Genomic DNA, 24,110 nt, shown 5'->3' on the forward strand with positions numbered 1-24,110 from the left:
TTTTTTTAGGGTAAGTTGATGGCTATCAATAAAAAAGAGAATTAAAAGTGCACATATCAAAATAATTTCTAAATTTGCACCTCGTTAAGAAACACCGCTAAACTACTAAACAACACCATAACAATGTCTTATACAGTGCCTGAGCCTAAGATTTTTGCCTGTGAACAAAGTACGGTATTGGCCGAAAAAATTGCAGAGTCTTTCGGGGCAGATTTAGGACGTGTAACGTTCTCTAAATACAGTGACGGTGAATTTCAGCCGTCTTTTGAAGAGTCGATAAGGGGATCGAGGATATTTATCATCGGTTCAACACATCCCGGAACGGAAAACCTGATGGAAATGCTGCTTATGCTCGATGCAGCCAAAAGAGCTTCCGCAAGGCATATTACGGCTGTTTTACCCTATTTCGGATGGGCAAGGCAGGACAGGAAAGATAAACCCAGAGTTCCGATAGGAGCTAAGCTGGTAGCTAAATTGCTGGAAACAGCAGGAGCAACGCGTATCATAACTATGGATCTGCATGCAGATCAGATACAAGGGTTCTTTGAAAAACCGGTAGACCATTTGTTCGCTTCTACCATCTTTTTACCTTATCTGGAGTCTTTGAAACTGGATAATCTCACGATAGCATCGCCCGATATGGGAGGATCCAAGAGGGCTTATGCATACTCTAAGTTCCTGGAAAGCGATGTGGTGATCTGTTATAAACAACGGAAGAAAGCCAATGTCATAGATCACATGGAGCTTATCGGTGATGTGGAAGGTAAGAACGTTGTACTGGTAGACGATATGGTAGATACTGCCGGAACATTAACCACTGCAGCCGATCTTATGATCGAAAGAGGAGCTATCAGTGTAAGGGCTATTACTACACATGCACTGCTGTCCGGTAATGCCTATGAGCGAATAGAGGATTCCAAACTGGAAGAATTGATTGTTACCGATTCTATTCCGTTAAGGAAAGAAAGCCCTAAAGTAAAGGTGCTTACCTGTGCCAACCTTTTTGCAGATGTTATGCAAAGAGTTCATCAGAATACCTCTATAAGCTCTAAATTTTTAATGTAATCTTTCGGAATGGATTACATGGACTAAGAAACATTTTAATATTTATATAATGAAGTCAATTACAATTAAAGGATCTCAAAGAGAAAGCGTAGGCAAAGCTTCGACTAAGGCCTTACGTAATGCTGAAAAGGTCCCTTGCGTACTTTACGGGGGAGACAAGCCTTTACACTTTTCGGCAGACGACTTGGCGTTTTCCAAACTGGTTTACACTCCGGACGTACACACCGTAGTGATTGACCTGGACAACGGACAAAAATTTAATGCAATCCTGCAGGATATTCAGTTTCACCCGGTAACGGACAAGATTCTGCATATCGATTTCTATCAGATGTACGATGATAGAGAAGTAACCCTCGAAATTCCTGTGAAAATCGAAGGTAATGCTCCCGGTGTAATGAAAGGTGGGGTACTTCGTCTTACCAAGCGTAAACTTAAAGTTAAAGCGCTTCCGAAACACCTTCCCGATTACATCCCTGCAAACATTTCCGAAATGGAAATCGGTAACAAGCTGTATGTTACTTCGCTTACAAATGATGATTACAAGATATTAAACCCGGACAACACTGTAGTTTGTCAGGTGAGAATATCACGTGCGGCTATGAAAGCTGCTCAGGAAGCTGCCAAAGCAGAAAAAGCAGGCAAGTAATTTGCATAACATATTTTTACAGAAACATCCCGGCTCTTGTCGGGATGTTTTTTATTTTTATCCCCTGCTAAAACGGAGATGTTATGTGGGCTTTTGTCCGGAAGATTTTAGGGGGGAAAGATTTATCCGTATCTAACGAAGAAGATGCTATGAAGAAATTTCTAATCGTAGGCCTTGGGAATATCGGTAAAGAGTATGAAGATACCCGTCATAATATCGGGTTTAAAATACTGGATTACCTGGCCGAAAAGGAGTCACTTGCTTTTGAGACTGTGAAGCTTGGAGATGTGTCTCTGTTTAAGGTCAAAGGACGAAGTCTTATATTGTTGAAGCCGAGTACGTATATGAATCTAAGCGGAAAGGCCGTAAAATACTGGATGGACAAGGAGAAAGTGCCCCTGGAAAATCTGCTGGTCATTACCGATGATATAAACCTTCCTTTCGGGACTATCAGGGTGAAGACCAAGGGGAGCGATGGCGGGCATAACGGACTTAAGGATATACAAGCTTTTTTAAATACGACGAACTACAACAGGTTTCGTTTTGGTGTAGGAGCGGATTTCTCCAAAGGGAAACAGATCGATTATGTGCTGGGCCACTGGAATGAAGAAGAAAACAAAGCCTTTCCCGAACGTCTGGAAAAGGCTTATGAGGTTATACGGTCTTTTGCTACCGCAGGCATTACCAATACGATGAATACCTTCAATGGCAAGTAAACCGGTCCGGTTAATCCACTTTAAAAGTAAAGATCTCCGATTTTGAACTGTTATTCTGAGCGTCTTTGGTGACAATCCTCCAGTAATACACTGTTTTGGAGTTGACATCGATATCCGTAAGCTGACTTTCGGTAATATCGGTAGCTATAGCAGTTTCCGGTGGATTGGAGTTTCCGAAATACACATCATATCCGGTGATATCCCCGTCAATATCATTGCCTTCCCATTGCAGACTTATTTTACTGCCTTCTGCCGTAATATTTTCGCCGGGTTCCGGAGAAATTGCCGTAGCCGGGAAAGGAGCATACGATGCTATACCGTCTCCGGCACTGTAAAACTTCCAGCTCTCACTTTCTGTGGTCTCCATGGCCTCCATACTCACCGAAGTTACACTCCAGGAATAAGGTTCTCCTTTTTGTAAAACAACCTGAAGAGAAGTAGCTTCTGTATTAAATTCCTGTGCCGTTCCGTCATTGAGATTTTCCACTCTTAAGCGGTAGCTGTCCGTTCTTTCCGCGGCTTCCCATTCAAAAGGTATGCTGCTGTTGTGATCATCGACGGAAATACCGGCGGTACATTCCGAATTGTTTTCCGGGAACACCAGAGATGCTGTCCCGGGTGCCTGTGGAGTATTGTCATCGTCGCTGCTACAGGCTGCGAGTATCAGCAACATTATAAAGCCAAGGCCTGATATTGATTTTTTCATTGTTCGTAGTATTGGTTAAAACTAAGAATTTTATTTTTTTCAATTAGGAAATGGCTATAATTTCACCATTTTGAAGGTCTTTTTAAATTGTTTGCCCTGTATTTTTATGAGGTAAACTCCCGGAACAAGTCCAGAGGCTTGTAGTTCGAATTCATCGCCGCCGCTAAAAGTACGACTGTAATTCTGAGTCATCACAAGCCGGCCGGTAAGGGAGAAAATACTTATTTGGATATCTCCTTCTACGGCATTGCCTATAAATACTTTTGTGGTTTCACGGAAAGGGTTAGGGTAGACCACTACATCATCCGGGGCTACATAGATCTTTTCACTGTAAATCCCCTGGCAGTTTTTACCGGTTTTAACGGTGAGTTGATTTTCACCGGGTTCGAGATCAAGAGATACGTTCCGCTCCGAGGTTTGTGTAGTCATCCCGTTAAGCTCTATAGTGTATAATTCTCCACCCCTGAGTTCGAGTTCCACACGGCGCCGGGATTGATTTACCGATGAGGTTACAGACAGTTCTTCCGGCTGGGAGATCGTAAAGTCAAAACACTGTTGAAAACCCGGATATCCTTCTGCGGTAATGCACATGGAGTAGTTTCCGGATTTCAGGTTTTTTGTTTCCCAGAAATACTGAAAACTACCGGTGATTTCCAGGTCGTCTGCGCCTGTGATGACCGCCTGGTAATCGTGAATTTCCATGGATTCTATACTTACCGATCCGTCGTCATTATCACGACAGGTCTCACTGGTGGTTTTCAATGCAAAATTATCCTGGGGGAGTGATAAAGAGGGGGGATCTGTACAAATATCCAGGGAAAATGCATTGAGCATGCCGCCATCTAAGCTATAACCGTCGGTAACGGTCAGGGTCCAGGTACCGTCGAGAGGCTCCTCCTGAAAAATCTCAAAAGATTCCTGGGGCAGCAAATGTCCTGTAATGGTCGGAGTTCCGTTGCCACATGTCAGCGGCTCCCCGTCATTTCCGAAGGAAGCATCAATGTTTTCATTGCCACCGCATACGCCGTCCAGGATAACAACGGTGGTGCCCGAAGGAGATGTAAGGCTAACGGTCAGATCCGAAACATAAGAGTGTGTGATGTCGAGGTTCAGGACGAGGCTGGTCAGTATGCCTACATCACTGACTTCTACCGAAGAGGTTATCGTATTGGGACTTGCACTGCTGATCGGAATGGCGGTGTTGTTTTCAAAGAGATCACAACCGGATGCCGATTCGGAAGTGTGAAAGTAAAAAGTAGTGCTGTAGGCTCCCTCTTCACAATGCCCGACACCTTTGACTCTCCAGTAATAAGTCTGCCCGTTTTCGAGCTCTTCCGAGATGTAACTGGTCGCGGTTACGGATGCTTCGTCGATGATAGAAGAGAATGCTTCGTCCGCAGCAATCTGAATGGTATACGAAGGCACATCCGGGATTTCTTCCCATTGCATGGACACGGTCGTGTTTACATCACTGGCATTGTAGGGAGACAGTGGCGACACTTCCCCGATCTCTATAGGCTCATACACCTGTATGTCCACTTCTTTTTCATCGGTAAGTCCTCCTTCGGATTCTGCGTGTATAGAAAAGCTGTATGCTCCTTCGTCAAGACTTCCGGTGCCTGTTACGGAAACCTGTATTTCTGTTTCGGATTCGGTTACTACGGCAGGAGTGAAACTCACCGAAGTGCCTTCGGGTAATTCAGTAGCCGAAAAAGAGACTTCCTCCGAAAATCCGGATGAAGCCTGGTAGGTGAACGTAAATTCCAGATCTTCCGGTTTGCATACCGTGAGGTCATCAACCTGAAAGTCCAGTGCAAATTCCCGGATGGAGAGATCGCCCTGGCTTACTGCATAGAAAACATTGTCCGAAGCCCTGACGATAATTCTTCCCGTATCTGTATTGACATCATCCGGAAATGTAATTTCATGGCTTCCGTTATTGGTAACACCTGTAGCCATAGTGCGCAATTCGGAGAAATCGTCCGAAGGAGCAAATAAGATATCAACAAGCTGTGCGTTTACCTCTCCGGTATTGGTGCCTGCAACATCCCAGGTTACTGTCTGGGTGCTTCCGGAAGCAATATTCATGGAAGTGTCGTGGGAAGTGATAATGAATGGTCCTGCGGCATCACTGACGGTAAGTATGATATCGTCACTGTTGTTTGCTGCTCCTCCGGGGCGATTGTCGCGTACCGTAAGCCGGAAATTCATTTCCCGGGCCACTTCCGGGACTACCTCCCATTGTGAGGCTGTACTTCCGGACAAAACGGTGGCTATGGCCGGGAAGTAGCGTGTTGCGGAAACTGACGGAGCGATAGACCGGAATACGGGTCCGGAGGTGGCCGTGGGAGAAGGATAGGGACTAAGCGCATCGTCTTCGTCCATCTGCTCCCAGCAATATGTCAGTATATCGTCACTGTCTGCGTCCGTACCTTCACCGGTGAGCATAAACGGAGTGCCTTTCGGGATGGTAAAATCCCCACCGGCATCGGCTGTGGGCACATTGTTTCCGGTAGAAGTGTCGGTCTGGCAGGTTGTAGTCTTTACATAATTGCTTACCTGTTCTATGCTGAATGCATGAAAATAGGGATCGCTGTGTGGCTGTACATCAGTAGCGCCCGTGATACCGGCATACCCCATAATAGTAGATCCGCTTCCCGGCTCATAGTGAGCATCAGTGCCTTCGTCCCGGATGGTAAAAGTATGGTTGGCGCCAAACTGGTGTCCCATCTCATGAGCAACAAAATCCACATCGAAATTATCGCCTTCGGGATTGGAGTGGGAAGTAAAACCACTACCCTTCCTGTTGTCGACACATACACAACCGATGCATCCGGCATTACCGTTGTCACCACCCTGTATAAAGACATGGCCGATATCATAGTTTTCTTCACCGATAACACTGGTCAGTGTGCTTTGTAACTCCCCGTTATAACTTCCTGTATAAGGGTCCGTGGCGGGGTCGGTGTAAATGACATCATCCGTATTGGCAATCAGGATCATCGTAACGGCAAAATCATTTTCAAAAAGGCCGTTCACCCTGGTCATAGTGGCGTTCATTGCGGCGAGTGCATCTTCCTTGGTGCCACCGAAGTACTGGGTGTATTCCCCGGAAGCAGAAAGGGCTAGGCGATATGTACGTAAAGTACTGTCATCGGTGTTTTTTTGTACGGTTCCGCTTATGGCAAGGGTGACATCCTCTTCTACCTTACACTCGAAACCCGACATCATTTTAGAGTTCTTCCGATCGTAGACGATGTATTGCGTGCGATCTTTGGAATAGGGTTCGATAAATACCGAGCCGTTTTTGGCAGAGAGCTTCATGCTTTGCAATCCGAGATGGGAAATACTGAAACGTATCATTGCCGATGGATCATCAATACTTTTTCCCGTATACGACTTGATTCCGGGATATCGTGCCGCAAGAGCGGGGTGCATCACGGGGGCTTCGGATATCCGGTACTTTTCGAAATTACCGTCTGCATCCGGAAATTCGATGACAATGTCGGACTTTCCTGAGATCTGTCCTCTCAACGGGGCATTCTGCAGCAGTTTTTTGAGGGATTCCAGGTTCAGGGTATAGGTTTTACCGGAAGGAAGCTGTGCCTTCTGAGGTAATATGTTCGATCTTCCGGCGGTATTTGCCGGGGTCCACACCTGGCTTTGTCCGTAACCGGCAAAGAAGCAAAGCGCAAAGGTGATAAAGAGTAGTTTTTTTATCATGGATTTGGGTTTAGAGATATAAAAAAAATCAATACGTATGTCTTTTTCATACCCCCGGAACTATCGGGATGTTCCGGGGGATGAAGCTATCTTTTTCTGAAAGTACCTTTTTTAATGGAAAGTGTGCTGATTCCGGGCGTTCTTTTTGATTTTCCTGTTCTGGAAGCATCCCAGGCAAAAAGCGGTCCGCTGTATGCTCCCGTTACGGTGGCCCCGTCTTCTTTGGTAATCGTGTACTGAATACTTTCTACCGTAGTTTCGGCGTTTGCCCATGTGTCCATACCCGAAATCTCCAGTGTTATACTTTCGAAATCTTCGTCATCACCAACCCATGCGGTATAGTCATAATAGATCTGGGCGTCAAAAGTTTCCGGAAGTGTTCCGCTATTATAGGTATAGGTTCCGTTGGAGGGAAAAGCAAGATCTCCGGCAGGTGGTTGTTCCACGGCAAAATAGATGTAGACATCGTTAGGGTAGTCAGCCGTACCATCACCATTGTCGATCTCCAGGAACGGGTTAAAAGCCCAGATCGATTCCAGTCCGTTTTCGCCCTCGTATGTTCCCAGATAGGCAAAACTTCCCGTAGGGGTCTCATACGAATTTCCATCCAGTGTAAAGAAATTTTCGGAGATGGTAATTTCTATACTTTCGGTAGTGAGGTCTCCGTAAGTGGCGATAATGGTATAAGTTCCTCCTTCTTCCGGAATGAATACATTCCCTTCGATCTCCTCATCGTTCACCAGAATAGTAGCATTTTCGGTAATATCGATATCGTTGTCCGCAAACACGGTAAACGTTATGGGGTCTCCGACAATACCTTCGTTTTTGTCCGCTTCAACAGTAATGGAGTTTGGCAGAGCCTCAACGGTTATGGGTTCGCTCTCCAGACCGGAATAGGAAGCTATAACTGTAAATATTCCAGGTGCTTCCGGTTTAAACCTCTCTCTTTCCAGGGGCTCCCCGTCTGCGGTAATCACAGCTTCATAGGTCACATCTTTTCCGGCATCCGTAATTACGGTAAATGAGAAAACTTCCCCGAGTTGCAGTGTGGTCTGTTCCGAAGAAATGGTTATGGAAGAAGCATCCTGGTCAATAGCTACAACTTCGTAATGAGAAGTGGTAATCATATTGCCATACGTGGCCTTTACACTGTAAGTTCCCGTTTTTGCAGGAGTAAAGGTATTTGCTTGCAGAACAGTATTGTTTACTGTTATTGTAGAAGAAGAAGTCACATCTTCTCCCGTATTTGTGATGACGGAAAATGTAAGGGTCTCTCCCGTTTTCACCACAGTAGTGTCGGCAGTTACGGTGATGGAGAGATCGTCCGTACCGGCATCGTCATCGTTGCCACAGGAACTCCATGTAAGGATACCGACAAATAAAATAAGAGCGTAAAAAATTCTCATAGGCGTAGGTTAATGTTAATAAAATAGGATTTGGGACAACAATATAAGAATTATTTAACATAAAATATCGCTATGAGTGGTAAAATATATCTTAAAGGTTCACGAAGTGTGATTTTCTTAAAAAAAGTATGAGTCTGTTATCTTTTTAGGATTTTTACGGTTTTATGAATGTCTGCTCCACTGATTTTGACGAGATATACTCCGGGAGGCAAAATATGGAGTCCGAGATCCGAATGACCGTCTGTAGTATTGATCTTCTGCGACATCATAAGTTTTCCGGACAGGGAGAACACCGATAGACGGAGGATTCCGGAAATATCACTGCCGATATAAGCACTGGCAGTATCCGTAAACGGATTCGGATATATGACCACATCGTCAGGGGAGATATAGATATCCTCTTTGTATATGCCCTGGCAGGATTTGTCTGTTCTGATGACAACCGTATTTTTTCCTGATCGCAGGGGGAGGCTGATATTCTTGTTCCCGGTGGTTATCGATGTTCCGTTGAGTTCTATGATATAATGCCGCCCTCCTTCGAGTGACAGGTGGAGGTTATTATCCGAGGCATTTACACGCGTATAGACCGATAAATCTCCGGACGGTGCTACGGTAACATCGAAACACTGTATAAAGACGGGGTTGTCCGCAATGGTGAAACACAATGCGTATGTTCCGGGAGCCAGATTTCCGATCTCCCAGTTTTCGGAGAAATCGGCGGTTACAGCGGTATTCTCTCCGCGAAAATCTACCTGGTAGTTCAGATTTACCTGAGCGTTTACGGAAATATGGCCGTCCCTGGTGTCTTTACACGATTCGTCGGTAACTTTGATACGGAAGTTATCAGGAGCCGGAGCAGGACATCTGGTAATGCTAAAACTATTAATGCTTCCCCCGTCTTCTGCGTGAGCGTCTCTCACAGTCAGGGTCCAGGTTCCCTTTAAGGATTCTCCGCGGAAATCTGTCAGTGATCCCGAGGGTTTTACAGTGCCGCCTATGGCCGGGTTGTTATTACAGTTAATGTGGTCTCCCGTATCGCTGAATATAGCGCGGATATCCTGAACTTCATCGCATATCCCGGAGATGATCTGTACTGTAGTTCCTGAGGGCGATGTAAGGCTGATCGTAAGGTCGGATACCCAGGTGTGTGTAATATCGAGAGATAAGGACAATCCTCCGGCGATAAGATCTTCATCCGTAATATGCAATAAAGACGTTACGGTACTGGCACGGTTTTCAGGAATAATGACAGGGTCCGTACTTGTATAGGTTTTGCATTGGGTTTCCAGGGTACTGAAAGAAAAAGGAGGGCTGTATTCTCCCTCACCACAGCGGTTTTTTGGTCTGACCCTCCAGTAATAAAACTTGTCGTTTTCCAGGAGTTGAGGTTCGTAAAACGGGAAGTTTACCGAAGCCGTTTCGAGCAGATCGGAGAAGTCCGCTGTTGCAGCGATCTGAATATCGTATTGTTCCGCGTTGTCTATGGTATCCCATTCCAGCGTAATTCCGAAGGCGGGACGCAATTCCCGGGTTCCGTCGGCAGGAGAAGAGAGGTTTGCTGCAGGGAAAATGTCGTCATAAACTTCAAGGGAGAGTGGTACATTGCGGACTTGCTGCCCCGATGTCCCTGCTATGTGTATATCATACGGGCCCTTTGCTTCGATTCCGGAAATTTCCATAATGACTTTCGTACTGTCAGAAGTTGCCGAAGCCGGTGAAAAAGTGGCCTGTAATCCCTGTGGCATTTCGGCGGAAAAGGTGGTCTCCGCATTAAACCCGTTGTGTGTCCGGTACAAAAAGGGGTATGCCACTTGTTGGGAGATACAGTGCTTTTGGGTCAGTTCTTCGAATTCCAGGGTGAAATCAGAAGAGGTGATGGTAAGATCTGCAGTATTGACCGAGAAAAAGATATTTCCTCTGGGTTTTACCATAATCCTGGCCTTGTTGGTTTCGATCCCGCCGGGAATGAGTACCGTGGCCGATCCGTTATTGGGAAGTTCGGAACCGATAGTATGCGGATTGCCAAAACTTCCGTCTTCCGATAGTAAAATGTCTACAAAAGCTGCCGAGATTGTTCCGGTCTGCGTTTCTGCAACATCCCAGGTGATCGTTTCCGTAGTTCCTCCGGTCAATGTTTTTTCTTCCTGATGTGAAGTCATCCGGAAAGGACCTGCATGTCCGTCTACCGTGATACGAACATCGTCCCTTACGGTTTGTCCGCCGGAGGGATTATTGTCCCTGACTGTGAAAGAAAAGTTTAGTTCCCTGTCTGTTTCGGGAAGGACTTCCCAGGTGTTAGCCAGTGCGCCCGAAAGGATGTCGTCAAGTCTCGGGAAATACCGATGAGGCACTGTTACGGGTGAATAAGAACGGAATACGGGCCCTCCCGAAGCCGTTGCATCGGGATAGCCTTCGTTGATTTGGTTATCTGTTTGTTCCCACGTATAGGTAAGGGCATCCCCGTCGGGGTCCGATCCGGAGCCCGTAAGGACAAAGGCAGTTCCGGCGGGAATTGTGTAATCTGCTCCTGCATCGGCAACCGGAGGCAGGTTCCCTGTGTTTTGCAGGGTAGCACAGGTGCTGTTTCCTGTAGTGATATTGTCCCGGATCTGAGCGATACTGACGGTATGGAAATAAGGATCACTGTAGTTTTGTATATTGGGAGGGCATATCCCGGCATAGGCCATGATCGTAGAACCGCTTCCGGGTTCTACGGCAGTTCCGGCGCTTCTCTCGTCCCCACAATAATTGTTAAAGGTGTGCGTAGCGCCAAACTGATGTCCCATTTCATGAGCTACATAATCCACGGCAAAAGGATCGCCGACCGGGGCTGTAGTTCCCGTTACGCCCTTCGCCTTCGAAGCGGTACAGGGAGAATTCAGTTGTGCGATTCCGCCGGCTCCCGTACTGAAAACATGTCCGATGTCATAATTTTCACTGCCGGCAATACCATCAATGATAGCTTGTATCTCGTCGATTAATGTTTTACCGTTGTTATTGGTCATTCCGTCGGTTTCCGGATCGAGAAATATAAGGTCGTCATTGTTTTCGATCAGTTGCATGCGTATGGAGAGGTCATTTTCGTAAATCCCGTTGACCCGTGTCATAATCGTATTCATCGCAGCGAGTACCGCCTCTTTTTGTTGAGAAACCGTACCGTTATTGAGCCCTGCTGCACTGATATGATACCGGGCAAACTCCCCGGTACAGGCCAGTGCCAGACGGAAAATACGCATCTGTCCGTCATCAGCTCTTTTCAGCCTTCCGGTATTTTTTAATGCCGGGCCATAGGTTTCATCGATGATTTTACATTCGAAATCTTTGTCTAACGGAGTGTATGAAGCTTTGCCGGCCAGTACATAAATGTCTTTCTCTTCTTTGTCGGGATTGAGGTAGTACGTTCCGTTTTTGTCGTAGATAACACCGTGAAATCCATAATGGTCAAGACTGAATCTGATCCGGGTCTGCGGGTTGGAAACCGATGTTCCGGAGTACGACCGGATACCCGGATACTTCTCGGCTAACCGTTCGGGAAGAAAGGGAACTTCGGTGATGATAAAGTCTTCGATACCCCCGCCTTTTACCGGAAAAGAAACAGTGGTCCGGTTTCTTCCCCGAATATGCTTACGCCCGGCGGAAACTCCGGAAAGATCCGATTTCAGGGTGTTGATTTCCAGTCGGTAGCCTTCAGTGGAAGCGCCGGGCCTGATTCCGGATATATTTTTTTCATGATGGGAAATCCTGGTCCACGGCCTATGCTGCCCGGAAACCGTAACGTACGAAAAAAGAATAAAAATAAGCGGGAGTAGGTGTTTTTTCATAGACTGGTTATATACCTGTAAATGTATAGAATAATTTGTAATTAACCTTCAGAATACGGGATCTGTAAGTTTCTGTAGAAAGCTTTCGGAGCATATTTTTCCGGTTGTCGATATGTAGGAAGACCGGTAATTGGTATTCGGAACCTTTTCTAAGCGCTATAATGAGATTTAGACGATTAAAATTTGTTACTTTGTAGTGTTGGATAAAAATCTTTGTTCGTGATTATTAAAAAAACACTTTCGGAGGATAGTGATGCCGGATTTTCTGTAGTAACCATAGGTACTTTTGACGGAGTGCATGTGGGACACAAAAAGATACTCGATCGATTGATCTCAACCGCACGTGCAAACAATCTGAAGTCTACTATTTTTACATTTTTCCCCCATCCGAGAATGGTCCTGCAGCAGGATGCGGACATCAAACTCATAAACACCTTAGACGAAAAAATATCAATACTTGAAAAAAGTGGTCTCGATCAGCTTATCCTGTATCCCTTTACCCGCGAATTTTCCAGGCTTACCGCTATAGAATTTGTCAGGGATATCATAGTAAATAAACTACATGCCAAAAAGGTGATAATCGGTTATGATCACCGTTTCGGGAGGAACCGTACGGCGACGATCAAGGATCTGAAACAGTTTGGAGAAACCTATGATTTTGAGGTGGAAGAGATCGGCGTGGAAGAGGTAAATGCTGTATCCGTAAGTTCTACGAAAATACGAAAGGCATTGCAGGAAGGGGATATGAAAACGGCGAATACCTATCTCGGTTACGATTTTATGCTTACGGGAGAGGTGGTTAAGGGCAAGGGACTGGGAAGACAGATCCGTTTTCCTACGGCCAACCTCCATATTGCCGAAAAATACAAGCTCATTCCGGGAAACGGAGTATATGTGGTAAAGAGCCATATCGACGGAAAGAATGTTTATGGAATGATGAATATCGGATTCAATCCGACTGTTGACGGAAAGAACCAATCCATAGAGATCCACTTTTTTGATTTTGATCGCGATATCTACGGCAGAAAAATACAGGTGGACATGCTCAAAAGGCTACGCGATGAGGTTCGCTTCGAATCAGTGGAAGCATTGTCTGTACAGTTGGAAAAAGACAGGGAGAATGCCCTGAAATACATAGCGGACTTTTTGTAGGATAGCACTTTTCGGGTGTAGTACCCCGGAAGCGCCCCGGTTTGTGAACTTAAAATTTTACCTATGAATGCTTTCCTGTTCAAGCGAATAGATAATGCTCCGCTTATCGTTTTCCGGGTACTTTTCGGGTTGCTGATCTTTCTCGAATCGATAGGAGCCATATTCACCGGATGGGTACGGAGAGCTTTTATACAACCCGAGTTTACTTTCAACTTTATCGGGTTCGACTGGTTGCAGCCTTTGCCCGGCAACGGGATGTACTTTTACTATGCCCTCATGGGACTTTTCGGGGTCTTTGTTATGATTGGTTTTAAGTACAGGTGGAGTCTTGCGGCCTTTACGCTGATGTGGACCGCGACATATATGATGCAAAAGGCTTCGTATAACAACCACTATTACCTGCTCATTCTCATTTGCCTGCTGATGCTGGTACAGCCTGCTCATCGTTATCTTTCCGTAGATGCCTGGCGCAACAGTTCCATACGGCAGATCTCCATGCCGCGATGGTGCTCGGTTATTATTATTGCCCAGGTATGGATTGTGTACACTTATGCTTCCGTAGCAAAACTGTACCCGGACTGGCTTGATTATACGGTAGTGGAAAATCTCATGCTTGGCAGAAAGCATTTTCCGGTAGTCGGTGCGTTGCTGCAAAAACACTGGATACATGTGTTTGTTACCTGGACAGGTATCCTTTTTGATGGGCTTGTAGTGCCTTTACTGCTGTGGAAACCTACCAGGAAGCTGGCTTTTTTTGCCTCTGTGGTGTTTCACCTTTTTAATTCTTTTGTTTTTCATATCGGGATATTTCCATATATGTCACTCGGGTTCACGCTATTTTTCTTTGACCCGCAACTGATCCGCAATATCTTCCTGAAACGGAAACCGTTGTACACTGCCGGGGAGATCAGTGTGCCCGGGCATAAAAATGTATGTATCGGGATAGGAGTTGCTTATTTCCTGATACAACTCGCTCTTCCGGTACGGCATTGGTTTATACCCGGGGATGTCTTATGGACAGAAGAAGCACACCGGATGAGCTGGCGGATGATGTTACGTGGCAAAGGCGGATATATTCACTTTAAAGTCGTGGACAAGGCTACCGGGAAAACTGAAATGATCTACCCCAAAGACCGGCTTTCTCCTAAACAAAGGCGGATTGTGGCTACGAAGCCCGATGTGATATGGCAATTTGCACAACGGTTGAAAAAGGAATATGCAGCCCGTGGGCAGGATGTTGCCGTATATGCTCTGGGGAAAGTGAGTGTAAACCTGAGACCTGCCGCGACCTTTATAGATCCGAAAACCGACCTTGCTGCTGAAAAATGGGATCCTTTCCGGCACAGTTCCTGGATATTACCAGAACCCGGAAGTGAAGAGAAATCGTCCGATCCCGATAAAAAAGCAGTGAATTCAGCCGAAAATAAGCCCCGGAATTGAACTAAATCTTCTTAAATTTGTCGCTCGGTCAAAAATGATCGGTTAGGATTTTTAATATAAAATTACCTATTTAACAATGCTGCAATTACAATTTATCAGAGAGAACAAAGAACGGGTGATTCGCGGACTGGAAAAGCGAAACCTCGGGGAGGAAGCCGCAGATCTCGTCAATGAGGCGCTGAGGCTGGATGAAGAACGAAGGGGAATTCAGGCTACGCTGGACAGTACCCTGGCAGAATCTAATAAATTGTCGAAAGAGATTGGCAATCTCTTTAAAAGCGGAGCACATCAGGAAGCGAATGCACTCAAAGAAAAGACAGCTACGCTTAAAACAGAGTCCAAAGAACTTAATGAAAAACTCAACGATACCACACAGGCCCTGAATACGGTTTTATACCGCATCCCTAACATACCTCACGAGACCGTACCTCCCGGGAATTCCGACGAGGACAACGTTGAGGTTTTTCGGCTGGGAGAAATTCCTGAGCTCGACGAGGGTTCCCTGCCACACTGGGAACTGGCCAAAAAATACGACCTCATCGATTTCGACCTCGGAAGCAAGATTACAGGAGCCGGTTTCCCCGTGTACAAAGGTAAAGGAGCGCGGTTGCAACGGGCCCTGATAAATTATTTTCTGGATAAAAACCGGGAAGCGGGATATTTCGAGTATTTTCTTCCTTACTTTGTCAATGAGGCTTCCGGTTATGGAACGGGTCAGCTTCCGGACAAAGAGGGGCAGATGTATCACATCGAAAAAGATGACCTTTATGTTATCCCTACCGGGGAAGTCCCTATGATGAATTGTTATCGGGACATGATCGTCCAGGAAGACGAGCTTCCGGTAAAGGCAACAACGCATACTCCGTGTTTTCGCAGGGAAGCAGGTTCTTACGGCGCCCATGTAAGGGGGCTGAACCGCCTGCATCAGTTTGAAAAAGTAGAGATCATACAAATTACACGTCCGGAGAATTCCTATAAAGCACTGGACGAGATGGTCGAACACGTAAAGGTCATTCTCAACGAGCTGAAACTTCCTTATCGTATTCTTCAGCTTTGTGGCGGAGATCTCGGCTTTACGGCAGCTATAACTTTCGATTTCGAGGTTTTCTCTACTGCGCAGGATCGCTGGCTGGAAATTAGTTCGGTCTCCAACTGTGAAGACTATCAGAGTAATCGCCTTAAACTGCGTTACCGAAATAAAGAAGGTAAAATGACCCTGTGTCATGCCCTTAACGGAAGTTCCCTTGCCATCCCGAGGGTACTTGCAGGTATCCTGGAAAATTATCAGGATAGAGACGGTATTAGGATCCCGGAAGTACTGGTGCCTTATACCGGGTTTGACAGAATTTCGTAAATTGGTAAGGGAAAGCTCCGGAAAACTCCCGTAGCCTTTGTTCCGGAAGTAGATTCGTTTCGCTTTGGGAAGGAATAAGAAGGTGTGGAGGGATCTTTCCGCCTTACAAACCGGAACCTATGAAAGCAATCAGTTTTTTTATTTGCCTGTTGTTTGCATTCCAGCTCTTTTCCCAGGAAGAGATACTTGCCAGGCAGTATTTCGACAGGGGAGAGTTTGAGAAAGCCGTAGTGCTCTATGAAAAACTGTACCGCAATAACCCCCGTTCTGCCCAATGGCAGCCTCTGGTGGCATGTTATCAGCAGTTGGAACGGTATCATGACGCCGAGGCGGTTTTGCTGAACATGGCAGAAGTGAATAATACGTCCCCGATTTTTTTTGTGGAGCTGGGCTATAATGAGGCGCTTGCAGGGAATAAGGAAAAGGCAGGTGAGTATTACGACAACGCTTTTAAAGCGGTAGAAGAACGTCCGGCCTATACATTTACCGTAGGCCGTAGTTTTCAGGAAAAGAATCTGCTGGACCGGGCTATAGCGGTTTATGAAATAGGAAGTGAGCTCAATCCCGATCTTAATGTAGACTACCAGGTAGCACAACTTTACGGAGAAAAAGGCGATATGGAGAAGATGTACAGCAGTCTTCTCAATCTGATCGCTACACGAAGAAACATGAACCTGTCGAATGTACAGCGTATCATTTCCCAGTTCATTACCGACGATGCTTCACATCCGAACAACCAGTTACTCCGGAAACTCATCCTGAAGAGGGCTCAGGCTACCCCCGATATCCTCTGGAACGAATTGCTAAGCTGGTTATTTGTCCGTCAGAAACAATACGCGTCGGCATTTACGCAGGAAAAAGCCATTTTCAAAAGAGCTGAAGAGGTGAGCATCCAGCCGCTTATCGAGCTTGGGGTCATGGCTATGAACGACAGTGATAAGGATACGGCGAAGTCCGTATTCGATTTTATTATCGCCAATTCCGGGGCGGTTTCCGTGCAGTTGCAGGCACATCTGTACATTCTGCAAATGAAGATCGAAGAAGTGGGAGCCAGGGATTATGAAAAGATCGGTGGCGAATTTCGTGATTTGCTGGAAGAATACGGCAACAATAACAGTACCTTACAATTACAGATGGCCTATGCCAGGTTCCTGGCCTTCCAGATGGAAGATACGGCAAGATCCGAAGCACTTTTCAGGAGAATAACGGATAGTGTCCCACTGAATATACTGGAAGAAGCAAGATTGAAAATGGCTTATGCGGATGTACTGGTGTATTCCGGCAAATTCAACAAGGCACTTATTTTCTATTCGCAGGTGCAAAAAATGATAAAGAACGATGCTATGGCGCAGGAAGCGAGGTTTAAAGTAGCCCAGACCAGTTTTTACAAGGGCGATTTCGACTGGGCGTTAACACAACTGAAAGTGCTCCGGGAATCGGCATCGCAGCTCATCGCCAACGACGCCATGCAACTCAGTCTGCTGATCTCGGATAACATAGTGGGAGATTCCCTTCACACGGCCTTAAAGTTGTACGCCAAAGCCGATCTGTATGCCTATCGCAATAAAAATGAAGATGCCATCGTACTGCTCGATTCCATCCTCACCGGACATAAAGGTGAACGTATCGAAGATGAAGCTTTGTTCCGGCAGGCACAGCTTCTTGAAAAGTCAGGCAAGTATGACAGAGCAGCATACAATTATTTGAAGATACTTGAGTTTTATCCTTATGATATCTGGGTAGATGATGCGTTATACGGCCTTGCACAATTGTATGAGCGCCATCTGGATCAACCGGAGAAGGCGATATCTTATTATGAGAAAATTATTTTCGAGCACGAAGACAGCATCTATTTCGTGGCGTCGCGGAAGGCATACCGGAAACTGAGAGGAGACAGGACCTGATAGCATGCTCCCGGAAAAATTTTATAAAAACACAACAATGTATATATATAATATTACCATAAATATAGAAGAGTCCGTCCATGAAGAATGGCTGGTATGGATGAAAGAAATACATATTCCCGATATACTGGCCACAGGAAAGTTCAGTAATGCGCGTATGCTCAAAGTGCTTGTTGATGAGGATATGGGCGGTGTGACCTACTCCGTGCAGCTGATGGCCGACAGCAGGGACATTCTGGAAAAGTACTACGCAGAAGATGCGGAACGTATAGGAGCAGCCCTGCAAAAACGGTTTGCCGACAAATTTGTTACTTTTCGTACCGAGCTTGAAATCATCAGCGAACATTAGACACGGATTTCCGGGAGATAAAGAAAGCCTATGACGAAACAAAGGAATAGTAGAAAAGAAGATCCTTTCTTTGCCGGGGAGGAAAAAGTACGGGCAAAAAAACATCTGGGGCAGCATTTTCTCCATGATGAGAATATCGCCTCAAACATCGCAGATACCCTGACTGTGGAAGGATACCGGAATGTGCTGGAAATCGGCCCCGGAATGGGTGTGCTTACCAAATACCTGCTTCGCAAGGATATTACCGTATATGTCGTGGAGATCGATACGGAATCGGTAACATACCTCGGAGCACACTATCCAGACCTCACTCCGCGTATTATCAGCGAAGATTTTCTGAAATATGATATCCGTACGATTCTCGGGGAAGAACCTTTTGCTATTATCGGTAACTTTCCTTATAATATATCGTCCCAGATTGTCTTTAAAATGCTGGAAATGCGCAAACAGATCCCGGAATTTTCAGGGATGTTCCAGAAGGAAGTAGCGGAACGGATCTGTGAAAAAGAGGGGAGCAAGGCTTACGGGATTATGTCGGTGCTGGTTCAGGCTTTTTACGATGCCGAATATCTCTTTACGGTGTCGGAGCATGTGTTTACCCCGCCTCCCAAAGTAAAATCGGGAGTTTTGCGATTGCGCAGAAAAGTTGATTTTCATTTGCCTTGCAGTGAAAAGCTTTTTTTTAATGTCGTTAAAACAGCATTCGGACAACGAAGGAAAACACTTCGTAATAGTTTAAAAACATTCGGATTATCCGATAATTTGAAAGAAGACACTATATTTGGCCAGCGTCCGGAACAATTGAGTGTTCAGGACTTTGTCCGGTTAACGCAAAAGATCGAAAATGATATCGTTTAAACTCAGTGACGAATTTATAGAGCAGATCGAGCAGCTCATTGAGGAAAAGAACAACAGTACGTTGTTGCTTCTTCTCAATGAACTTCACTATGCGGATATCGCTGAGATTATCAATGAGCTGAACCTGGAGGACGCCACCTACCTCATCAAGCTGCTGGACAGTGAAAAGACTTCTGATATCCTTACCGAACTCGATAATGATGTACGGGAGCGGATACTCGGAAACCTTTCGCCTCAGGAGATCGCAGATGAGCTCCTGGAACTGGATACCGATGACGCTGCCGATATTATAGCCGAACTTTCCGAAGAGCGGAAGAAAGAGGTTATATCTCATATCGAAGATAAGGAGCATGCCAAGGATATTGTGGAGCTGCTTCGTTATGATGAAAACTCGGCCGGGGGGCTTATGGCCAAGGAACTTGTAAAAGTTAATGAGAACTGGAACGTACTCACCTGTGTCAAGGAGATGCGGCAACAGGCAGAACACGTGACCCGTGTACACTCTATATATGTCGTGGATGATGATGATAAGCTGAAAGGGCGGTTATCTCTCAAAGACCTGCTGACCACCTCTACGAAAACCCATATCCGCGATGTGTATATCCCGAAGGTAGACAGTGTTACGGTAACCGAAAGGGCAGAAGATGTAGCGCGGGTGATGTCCAAGTATGACCTTGAAGCCATCCCGGTTGTCGATGAGTCCGGCAGGCTTGTAGGGCGTATTACCATTGACGATATTGTGGATGTCATCCGCGAAGAGGCGGAGAAGGATTATCAGCTGGCTGCCGGTATTACACAAGACGTGGAGGCCGATGACAATATCTGGAAACTGACCAAAGCCCGTTTGCCCTGGCTCCTGATCGGGATGTTCGGTGGTCTGGGAGCAGCCAGTATTATCAACGGGTTTCAGGAAGCCCTGAGACAATTTCCCATACTGTTGAGTTTCGTGCCGCTTATCCAGGCAACTGCTGGTAACGTAGGAGTACAATCTTCGGCGATAGTGGTTCAGGGACTGGCAAACGATACGATCAGAGGAGAAGTCTTCGGACGGCTGGTAAAGGAATTCTCGCTGGGACTGATCAATGGTATAGCTATTGCGGCCATAGTATTGTTTATCAGCCATTTTGCCTTCGGAACCGAATATAAAGTTTCGGCTACCATCTGCCTCGGATTGGTGACTGTGATCGTAAATGCTGCTGTTATAGGAACATTTATACCTATTTTTCTGGATAAACGTGGCGTGGACCCTGCAGTAGCTACGGGCCCTTTTATAACTACGAGTAATGATGTTCTCGGGATATTGATCTACTTTCTTATAGCCAAACTCATACTCGGCTTCTGAACTATATATTCCACTTGCGTTTCAGGTAATCGTATTCCAGTTTTAATTCTCTCGCGAAATAAGGGAATATATTCTGGTTTTTCAGGCAGTATATGACACTTTGCGGCGTAGTTTTAAATTCTTTGGCCAATGCGTCAATTACTTTTGGAGGGTAATCGTTCATAGCAGGGACTTGGGTTAAGTATTTGTGGCGAATATATTAAATTTAAAAAACAGTTTAGTACTTTTAAGTGTTCGGCTACAGAAAATTCTTATGTATTTTCCGTTTTTTAAAATCCATTACCATATCTTACGGCTAAGAAGAACATTTGTTACCTTTGCAACAAGGCAAAAACTGCTTTGAAAGCCTTCTTTAAAAAGACAAGAAATATGCATATAGCTTTTTTTGATTCCGGCGTAGGCGGACTTACCGTGTTACATGAAGCCATGAAGAAAATGCCCGGAGAGCGGTTTGTTTATTTCGGTGATTCCAGGCATGCACCTTACGGAACAAAAAGCAGTGAAGCGATTAAAACGCTTGTTTTTAATGCTGTGAATTTCCTTGTGGAGCGGAATTTAAAAGCACTTGTGCTGGCTTGCAATACGGCAACAAGTGTTGCGGTCAAAGACCTTCGCAGCACCTATGACTTTCCTATCATAGGGATGGAGCCTGCGGTGAAACCCGCGGTAGAGAAAAGTGAAAAATATAAGGTACTGGTCTGTGCGACCGACCTTACGCTCAAAGAAAAAAAGCTGAACGACCTGGTGCACAATCTCAAAGCTGATAATAAAGTAGATTATCTTTCCCTACAGGAACTGGTAATGTTTGCTGAAAATTTCAGGTTCGACGACCCCGAAGTGATCAGGTATCTCCGGGAAAAAATGGCGGAGCCCGATTGGTCCCGTTACAGTTCGATCGTATTAGGGTGCACGCATTTTATTTTTTTCAGGGAGCAGATACGCAGCCTAATACCTCCGCATATCCGTATTCTTGACGGTAATGCAGGTACTGTCAATAATCTCATAACCAAAATAGACACAGAGAACCTAAACCCGGCTATCCCGGTCCGTTATTACATTTCGGGAGAAGCAGCTCCTGCCGGCTATTTTGAAAAGTATCTCAATTATCTTTCGGAAATAGACTTGAACAACACGGCTTTCCTTTAAAAATCACCTGGTTTTTAACCACCCCGTGATACTGAGACGTTCGCGCTGTACAGGCTTTACCTCATGTTCGAGGATCTGGCTTTCGAAAATGACCATTTTACCTGGAAACGGGTATATAGTTATGGGTTCAGCCCCTTTTTCATTCGGATAAATGACGAGCTCTCCCCCGTATTCGGGCAACCAGTTTTCTTCATTGAGATAATATACGATAGATAGCTTGCGCCGGTCGTCGTTCTGAAAAGTATCCAGGTGACGTTTATAAAAAGTGCCTTCGGGATACAGGGCATAGTGAAATTCCTTGTGCAGGATGCCCATAAAACAGGTTCGGTTAAGGTAGGTGACAAAGTCATTGATCTTTCTGAAGAACTGTTCTTCTCCCTTGTCATTTGCCGATTCGTTGAGCCAGAAGATAAAATCGCCACGAACGGTCTTTTCGACGACCTCGCTGACACGGTTTCCGATGGCAGCCTTTTTAAAGTGGTCGTCTTCGTATTTTTCCAGCAGAGAATTCCGTAAGGCGGTTACTTCCGTATCGGGAAAGAAGTTTTCCACGATGCTGTATTGCCGTTCCATCAGGTCGGCGATAATTTTTTCATACAGCGGATTCTCTACGAAATCCAGCTGCTCAAACAGTTCATTTACTGCCATTAACGAATAAAATAAAAGCGGGCAAATGTACGTAATTTTGGATTACATCGTTCTAAAAACTTCGTTTTCACGGGGACAATTAACAATTATTCCCGTGCGAAGAGACCACCATTCCCGAATTGGTTATCTTTGCCACATAAAAGCAACAAACATACGGAGTACTTATGAGTAATATTCGCCTCACCAAGATGTTTGGTTTTGAGACCGGGCATGCGCTTTACGGATATGACGGAAAATGTAAGAATGTACACGGGCATAGTTATAAGCTCGCGGTTACGGTGATAGGCAAGCCGATAACAGACCGGTCGAATGTAAAGTATGGTATGGTTATAGATTTCGGCGACCTCAAGAAGATCGTCCGGGAGGAAATCGTAGATAAATTTGATCACGCTACCGTTTTCAATAAAAATACGCCTCATGCCGAACTGGCCGGAGATTTGAAACGGCACGGGCATAATGTCCTGCTGGTCGATTATCAGCCTACGAGCGAAAACATGGTTATCGATTTTGCAGCAAAGATAAAACCCAGGCTTCCCGAAAATGTGGTGCTGCACTCCCTGAAACTCCACGAAACGGAAACATCGTATGCCGAGTGGTATGCAGAAGACAATCCTGTTTCCTGAAGTTGTTTACGGAAAAGTAATATAGAATCTTGAATTTGGAGACGACGAATATCCACATCCCTGACGGAAAAAAAATATACTTTGCATCTGACAATCACCTCGGAGCACCCACGGCGGAGAAAAGCTTTCCGAGAGAGCGGAAATTTGTAGCGTGGCTCGATACGGTAAAGAAAGACGCCGCTGCGATTTTTTTGCTCGGGGATCTTTTCGACTTCTGGTTCGAATACGATACGGTGGTGCCCAAAGGTTTTACACGTACGTTGGGGAAGCTGGCCGAAATTACCGACAGCGGTATCCCAGTGTATTATTTTGTAGGGAACCACGACCTCTGGATGAACGGTTATTTCGAAAAAGAACTGCATATCCCCGTCTTTCATAAGCCGCAGCAGTTTGTGCTTCATAACAAGATTTTCCTTATAGGACACGGTGATGGTCTCGGGCCCGGGGACAAGGGGTACAAGCGCATGAAAAAAGTGTTCACCAACCCGGTGGCAAAATGGTTTTTTCGCTGGTTGCACCCGGATATAGGTGTGAGGCTGGCACAATATCTCTCCGTGAAAAACAAAGTAATATCCGGTGATGAGGATGTGAAGTTTTTGGGTGAAGATAACGAGTGGCTCGTACAGTACTGCAAACGAAAACTGGAACAGAAACATTATGACCACTTCGTTTTCGGACACCGTCACCTCCCCCTGGAGATTCCGCTTGGGGAGCAGGCGTATTATACCAACCTGGGCGACTGGATCACGTATTATACGTATGCGGTTTTTGACGGAGATACGCTCCGGCTTCACAAGTACGAATAAAAAAGTGATCGTGCTTTTTCTTCGCTCTAATTATCACAGATCTGGTTGAGGTAATTGTCGAGTTTAATCTGAAAAAGTGTTCCTTCGATGAGATCTTCTATCTGTTGTAATTCCCGGACATTTACTGCAAGATCCACCTTTTCCGCGGGTGTCCGGAGTAGTATGGAGCGGTAGTCTTTATGCTGTCTGCATTCCGCGCAACGTTCGAATTCGCGGGCGCTCCGTATACATTTATAAAAGTGGTTTACTTCCTCGGGAGTAAGATAAAAACCCATATCCCGAAAGACAATCTGTAGCTTTCCGTAGTTGTTTTTTGCAATATCCTTTTTCCATTGAAAGGCGATACCTATATCATTTCTGTAAATGCAATATATTTCGTTCATAAGGGCAGGCTTTTAATTCCTT

20 protein-coding genes are annotated in these 24,110 nt (G+C 45.6%); 13 read left to right on the top strand and 7 right to left on the bottom strand.

What is annotated here, in order from left to right:
* The first annotated feature begins 123 nt into the window (after positions 1–123).
* The 3 genes from BT112_RS04965 (at position 124) to pth (ending at position 2,427) form a co-directional block, all read left to right on the top strand.
* A complete protein-coding gene (locus BT112_RS04965; RefSeq protein WP_072316274.1) occupies positions 124–1,065 on the top strand; it encodes a ribose-phosphate pyrophosphokinase in 942 nt (313 codons plus the stop codon).
* Positions 1,066–1,114: 49 nt separating this feature from the next.
* Positions 1,115–1,711 (top strand): 50S ribosomal protein L25/general stress protein Ctc, encoded by a 597-nt coding sequence (locus BT112_RS04970; protein ID WP_072316275.1) that lies wholly within the window; start codon positions 1,115–1,117, stop codon positions 1,709–1,711.
* An 83-nt stretch (positions 1,712–1,794) separates the two neighbouring features.
* A complete protein-coding gene (gene pth, locus BT112_RS04975) occupies positions 1,795–2,427 on the top strand; it encodes an aminoacyl-tRNA hydrolase (RefSeq protein WP_072316276.1) in 633 nt (210 codons plus the stop codon).
* 10 nt (positions 2,428–2,437) lie between these two features.
* Here the strand turns inward: pth and BT112_RS04980 are convergent, their stop codons facing one another.
* The 4 genes from BT112_RS04980 to BT112_RS04995 form a co-directional block, all read right to left on the bottom strand.
* Positions 2,438–3,133, bottom strand: a complete 696-nt coding sequence (locus BT112_RS04980) for a fibronectin type III domain-containing protein (protein ID WP_072316277.1) — start codon at positions 3,131–3,133, stop codon at positions 2,438–2,440.
* 54 nt (positions 3,134–3,187) lie between these two features.
* A complete protein-coding gene (locus tag BT112_RS04985) occupies positions 3,188–6,856 on the bottom strand; it encodes a reprolysin-like metallopeptidase (protein WP_072316278.1) in 3,669 nt (1,222 codons plus the stop codon).
* 86 nt (positions 6,857–6,942) lie between these two features.
* Positions 6,943–8,262, bottom strand: a complete 1,320-nt coding sequence (locus BT112_RS04990) for a hypothetical protein (protein WP_072316279.1) — start codon at positions 8,260–8,262, stop codon at positions 6,943–6,945.
* Positions 8,263–8,399: 137 nt separating this feature from the next.
* Entirely contained in the window at positions 8,400–12,083 is a 3,684-nt protein-coding gene (locus BT112_RS04995) for a reprolysin-like metallopeptidase (RefSeq protein ID WP_072316280.1), read from the bottom strand.
* Positions 12,084–12,302: 219 nt separating this feature from the next.
* Between BT112_RS04995 and BT112_RS05000 the strand changes: the two genes are divergently transcribed.
* The 7 genes from BT112_RS05000 (at position 12,303) to mgtE (ending at position 20,482) form a co-directional block, all read left to right on the top strand.
* Positions 12,303–13,235, top strand: coding sequence for a bifunctional riboflavin kinase/FAD synthetase (locus BT112_RS05000; protein ID WP_072316281.1), 933 nt, complete (start codon positions 12,303–12,305; stop codon positions 13,233–13,235).
* 63 nt (positions 13,236–13,298) lie between these two features.
* Positions 13,299–14,675 carry an HTTM domain-containing protein gene (locus BT112_RS05005; protein ID WP_072316282.1) on the top strand — a complete coding sequence of 459 codons (1,377 nt, stop codon included), beginning with the start codon at positions 13,299–13,301 and terminating at the stop codon, positions 14,673–14,675.
* A 76-nt stretch (positions 14,676–14,751) separates the two neighbouring features.
* Positions 14,752–16,029 carry a serine--tRNA ligase gene (gene serS, locus BT112_RS05010; protein WP_072316283.1) on the top strand — a complete coding sequence of 426 codons (1,278 nt, stop codon included), beginning with the start codon at positions 14,752–14,754 and terminating at the stop codon, positions 16,027–16,029.
* A 119-nt stretch (positions 16,030–16,148) separates the two neighbouring features.
* Positions 16,149–17,933: a tetratricopeptide repeat protein gene (locus tag BT112_RS05015; protein WP_072316284.1), complete on the top strand. Its 1,785-nt coding sequence runs from the start codon at positions 16,149–16,151 to the stop codon at positions 17,931–17,933.
* A 37-nt stretch (positions 17,934–17,970) separates the two neighbouring features.
* Positions 17,971–18,282, top strand: a complete 312-nt coding sequence (locus BT112_RS05020; protein WP_072316365.1) for a DUF4286 family protein — start codon at positions 17,971–17,973, stop codon at positions 18,280–18,282.
* Positions 18,283–18,312: 30 nt separating this feature from the next.
* Entirely contained in the window at positions 18,313–19,140 is an 828-nt protein-coding gene (rsmA, locus tag BT112_RS05025; protein ID WP_072316285.1) for a 16S rRNA (adenine(1518)-N(6)/adenine(1519)-N(6))-dimethyltransferase RsmA, read from the top strand.
* Positions 19,127–20,482: a magnesium transporter gene (gene mgtE / locus BT112_RS05030; protein WP_072316286.1), complete on the top strand. Its 1,356-nt coding sequence runs from the start codon at positions 19,127–19,129 to the stop codon at positions 20,480–20,482. The genes rsmA and mgtE overlap by 14 nt, the downstream gene beginning before the upstream one ends.
* 1 nt (position 20,483) lies before the next feature.
* Here the strand turns inward: mgtE and BT112_RS21780 are convergent, their stop codons facing one another.
* A complete protein-coding gene (locus BT112_RS21780) occupies positions 20,484–20,645 on the bottom strand; it encodes a hypothetical protein (RefSeq protein WP_175545750.1) in 162 nt (53 codons plus the stop codon).
* Positions 20,646–20,851: 206 nt separating this feature from the next.
* On the opposite strand from BT112_RS21780, the gene murI reads away from it, so the two are divergent.
* A complete protein-coding gene (gene murI / locus BT112_RS05035; protein ID WP_072316287.1) occupies positions 20,852–21,628 on the top strand; it encodes a glutamate racemase in 777 nt (258 codons plus the stop codon).
* A gap of 3 nt (positions 21,629–21,631) precedes the next feature.
* Here the strand turns inward: murI and BT112_RS05040 are convergent, their stop codons facing one another.
* Complete coding sequence (locus BT112_RS05040) at positions 21,632–22,276, bottom strand: 2OG-Fe(II) oxygenase (RefSeq protein WP_072316288.1); 645 nt, start codon at positions 22,274–22,276, stop codon at positions 21,632–21,634.
* A gap of 164 nt (positions 22,277–22,440) precedes the next feature.
* Here BT112_RS05040 and BT112_RS05045 point away from each other — a divergent pair, with 164 nt between their 5' ends.
* Together BT112_RS05045 and BT112_RS05050 are read left to right on the top strand one after the other, a co-directional pair.
* Positions 22,441–22,899, top strand: coding sequence for a 6-pyruvoyl trahydropterin synthase family protein (locus BT112_RS05045; RefSeq protein ID WP_072316289.1), 459 nt, complete (start codon positions 22,441–22,443; stop codon positions 22,897–22,899).
* 50 nt (positions 22,900–22,949) lie between these two features.
* Positions 22,950–23,705: a UDP-2,3-diacylglucosamine diphosphatase gene (locus tag BT112_RS05050; protein ID WP_072316366.1), complete on the top strand. Its 756-nt coding sequence runs from the start codon at positions 22,950–22,952 to the stop codon at positions 23,703–23,705.
* A gap of 26 nt (positions 23,706–23,731) precedes the next feature.
* Here BT112_RS05050 and BT112_RS05055 read toward each other — a convergent pair whose 3' ends face one another.
* Positions 23,732–24,088 carry a hypothetical protein gene (locus BT112_RS05055; protein ID WP_072316290.1) on the bottom strand — a complete coding sequence of 119 codons (357 nt, stop codon included), beginning with the start codon at positions 24,086–24,088 and terminating at the stop codon, positions 23,732–23,734.
* Between the last annotated feature and the right edge of the window lie 22 nt (positions 24,089–24,110).

The sequence above is a fragment of the Sinomicrobium oceani genome (genome assembly GCF_900119185.1).
GTDB lineage: Bacteria > Bacteroidota > Bacteroidia > Flavobacteriales > Flavobacteriaceae > Sinomicrobium > Sinomicrobium oceani.

What these genes read in the sequence shown, in the direction of transcription:
- BT112_RS04965 (WP_072316274.1), top strand. Translation starts at nt 124, where the DNA reads ATGTCTTATACAGTGCCTGAGCCTAAGATTTTTGCCTGTGAACAAAGT.
- BT112_RS04970 (WP_072316275.1), top strand. Translation starts at nt 1,115, where the DNA reads ATGAAGTCAATTACAATTAAAGGATCTCAAAGAGAAAGCGTAGGCAAA.
- pth (WP_072316276.1), top strand. Translation starts at nt 1,795, where the DNA reads ATGTGGGCTTTTGTCCGGAAGATTTTAGGGGGGAAAGATTTATCCGTA.
- BT112_RS04980 (WP_072316277.1), bottom strand. Translation starts at nt 3,133, where the DNA reads ATGAAAAAATCAATATCAGGCCTTGGCTTTATAATGTTGCTGATACTC.
- BT112_RS04985 (WP_072316278.1), bottom strand. Translation starts at nt 6,856, where the DNA reads ATGATAAAAAAACTACTCTTTATCACCTTTGCGCTTTGCTTCTTTGCC.
- BT112_RS04990 (WP_072316279.1), bottom strand. Translation starts at nt 8,262, where the DNA reads ATGAGAATTTTTTACGCTCTTATTTTATTTGTCGGTATCCTTACATGG.
- BT112_RS04995 (WP_072316280.1), bottom strand. Translation starts at nt 12,083, where the DNA reads ATGAAAAAACACCTACTCCCGCTTATTTTTATTCTTTTTTCGTACGTT.
- BT112_RS05005 (WP_072316282.1), top strand. Translation starts at nt 13,299, where the DNA reads ATGAATGCTTTCCTGTTCAAGCGAATAGATAATGCTCCGCTTATCGTT.
- serS (WP_072316283.1), top strand. Translation starts at nt 14,752, where the DNA reads ATGCTGCAATTACAATTTATCAGAGAGAACAAAGAACGGGTGATTCGC.
- BT112_RS05015 (WP_072316284.1), top strand. Translation starts at nt 16,149, where the DNA reads ATGAAAGCAATCAGTTTTTTTATTTGCCTGTTGTTTGCATTCCAGCTC.
- BT112_RS05020 (WP_072316365.1), top strand. Translation starts at nt 17,971, where the DNA reads ATGTATATATATAATATTACCATAAATATAGAAGAGTCCGTCCATGAA.
- rsmA (WP_072316285.1), top strand. Translation starts at nt 18,313, where the DNA reads ATGACGAAACAAAGGAATAGTAGAAAAGAAGATCCTTTCTTTGCCGGG.
- mgtE (WP_072316286.1), top strand. Translation starts at nt 19,127, where the DNA reads ATGATATCGTTTAAACTCAGTGACGAATTTATAGAGCAGATCGAGCAG.
- BT112_RS21780 (WP_175545750.1), bottom strand. Translation starts at nt 20,645, where the DNA reads ATGAACGATTACCCTCCAAAAGTAATTGACGCATTGGCCAAAGAATTT.
- murI (WP_072316287.1), top strand. Translation starts at nt 20,852, where the DNA reads ATGCATATAGCTTTTTTTGATTCCGGCGTAGGCGGACTTACCGTGTTA.
- BT112_RS05040 (WP_072316288.1), bottom strand. Translation starts at nt 22,276, where the DNA reads ATGGCAGTAAATGAACTGTTTGAGCAGCTGGATTTCGTAGAGAATCCG.
- BT112_RS05045 (WP_072316289.1), top strand. Translation starts at nt 22,441, where the DNA reads ATGAGTAATATTCGCCTCACCAAGATGTTTGGTTTTGAGACCGGGCAT.
- BT112_RS05055 (WP_072316290.1), bottom strand. Translation starts at nt 24,088, where the DNA reads ATGAACGAAATATATTGCATTTACAGAAATGATATAGGTATCGCCTTT.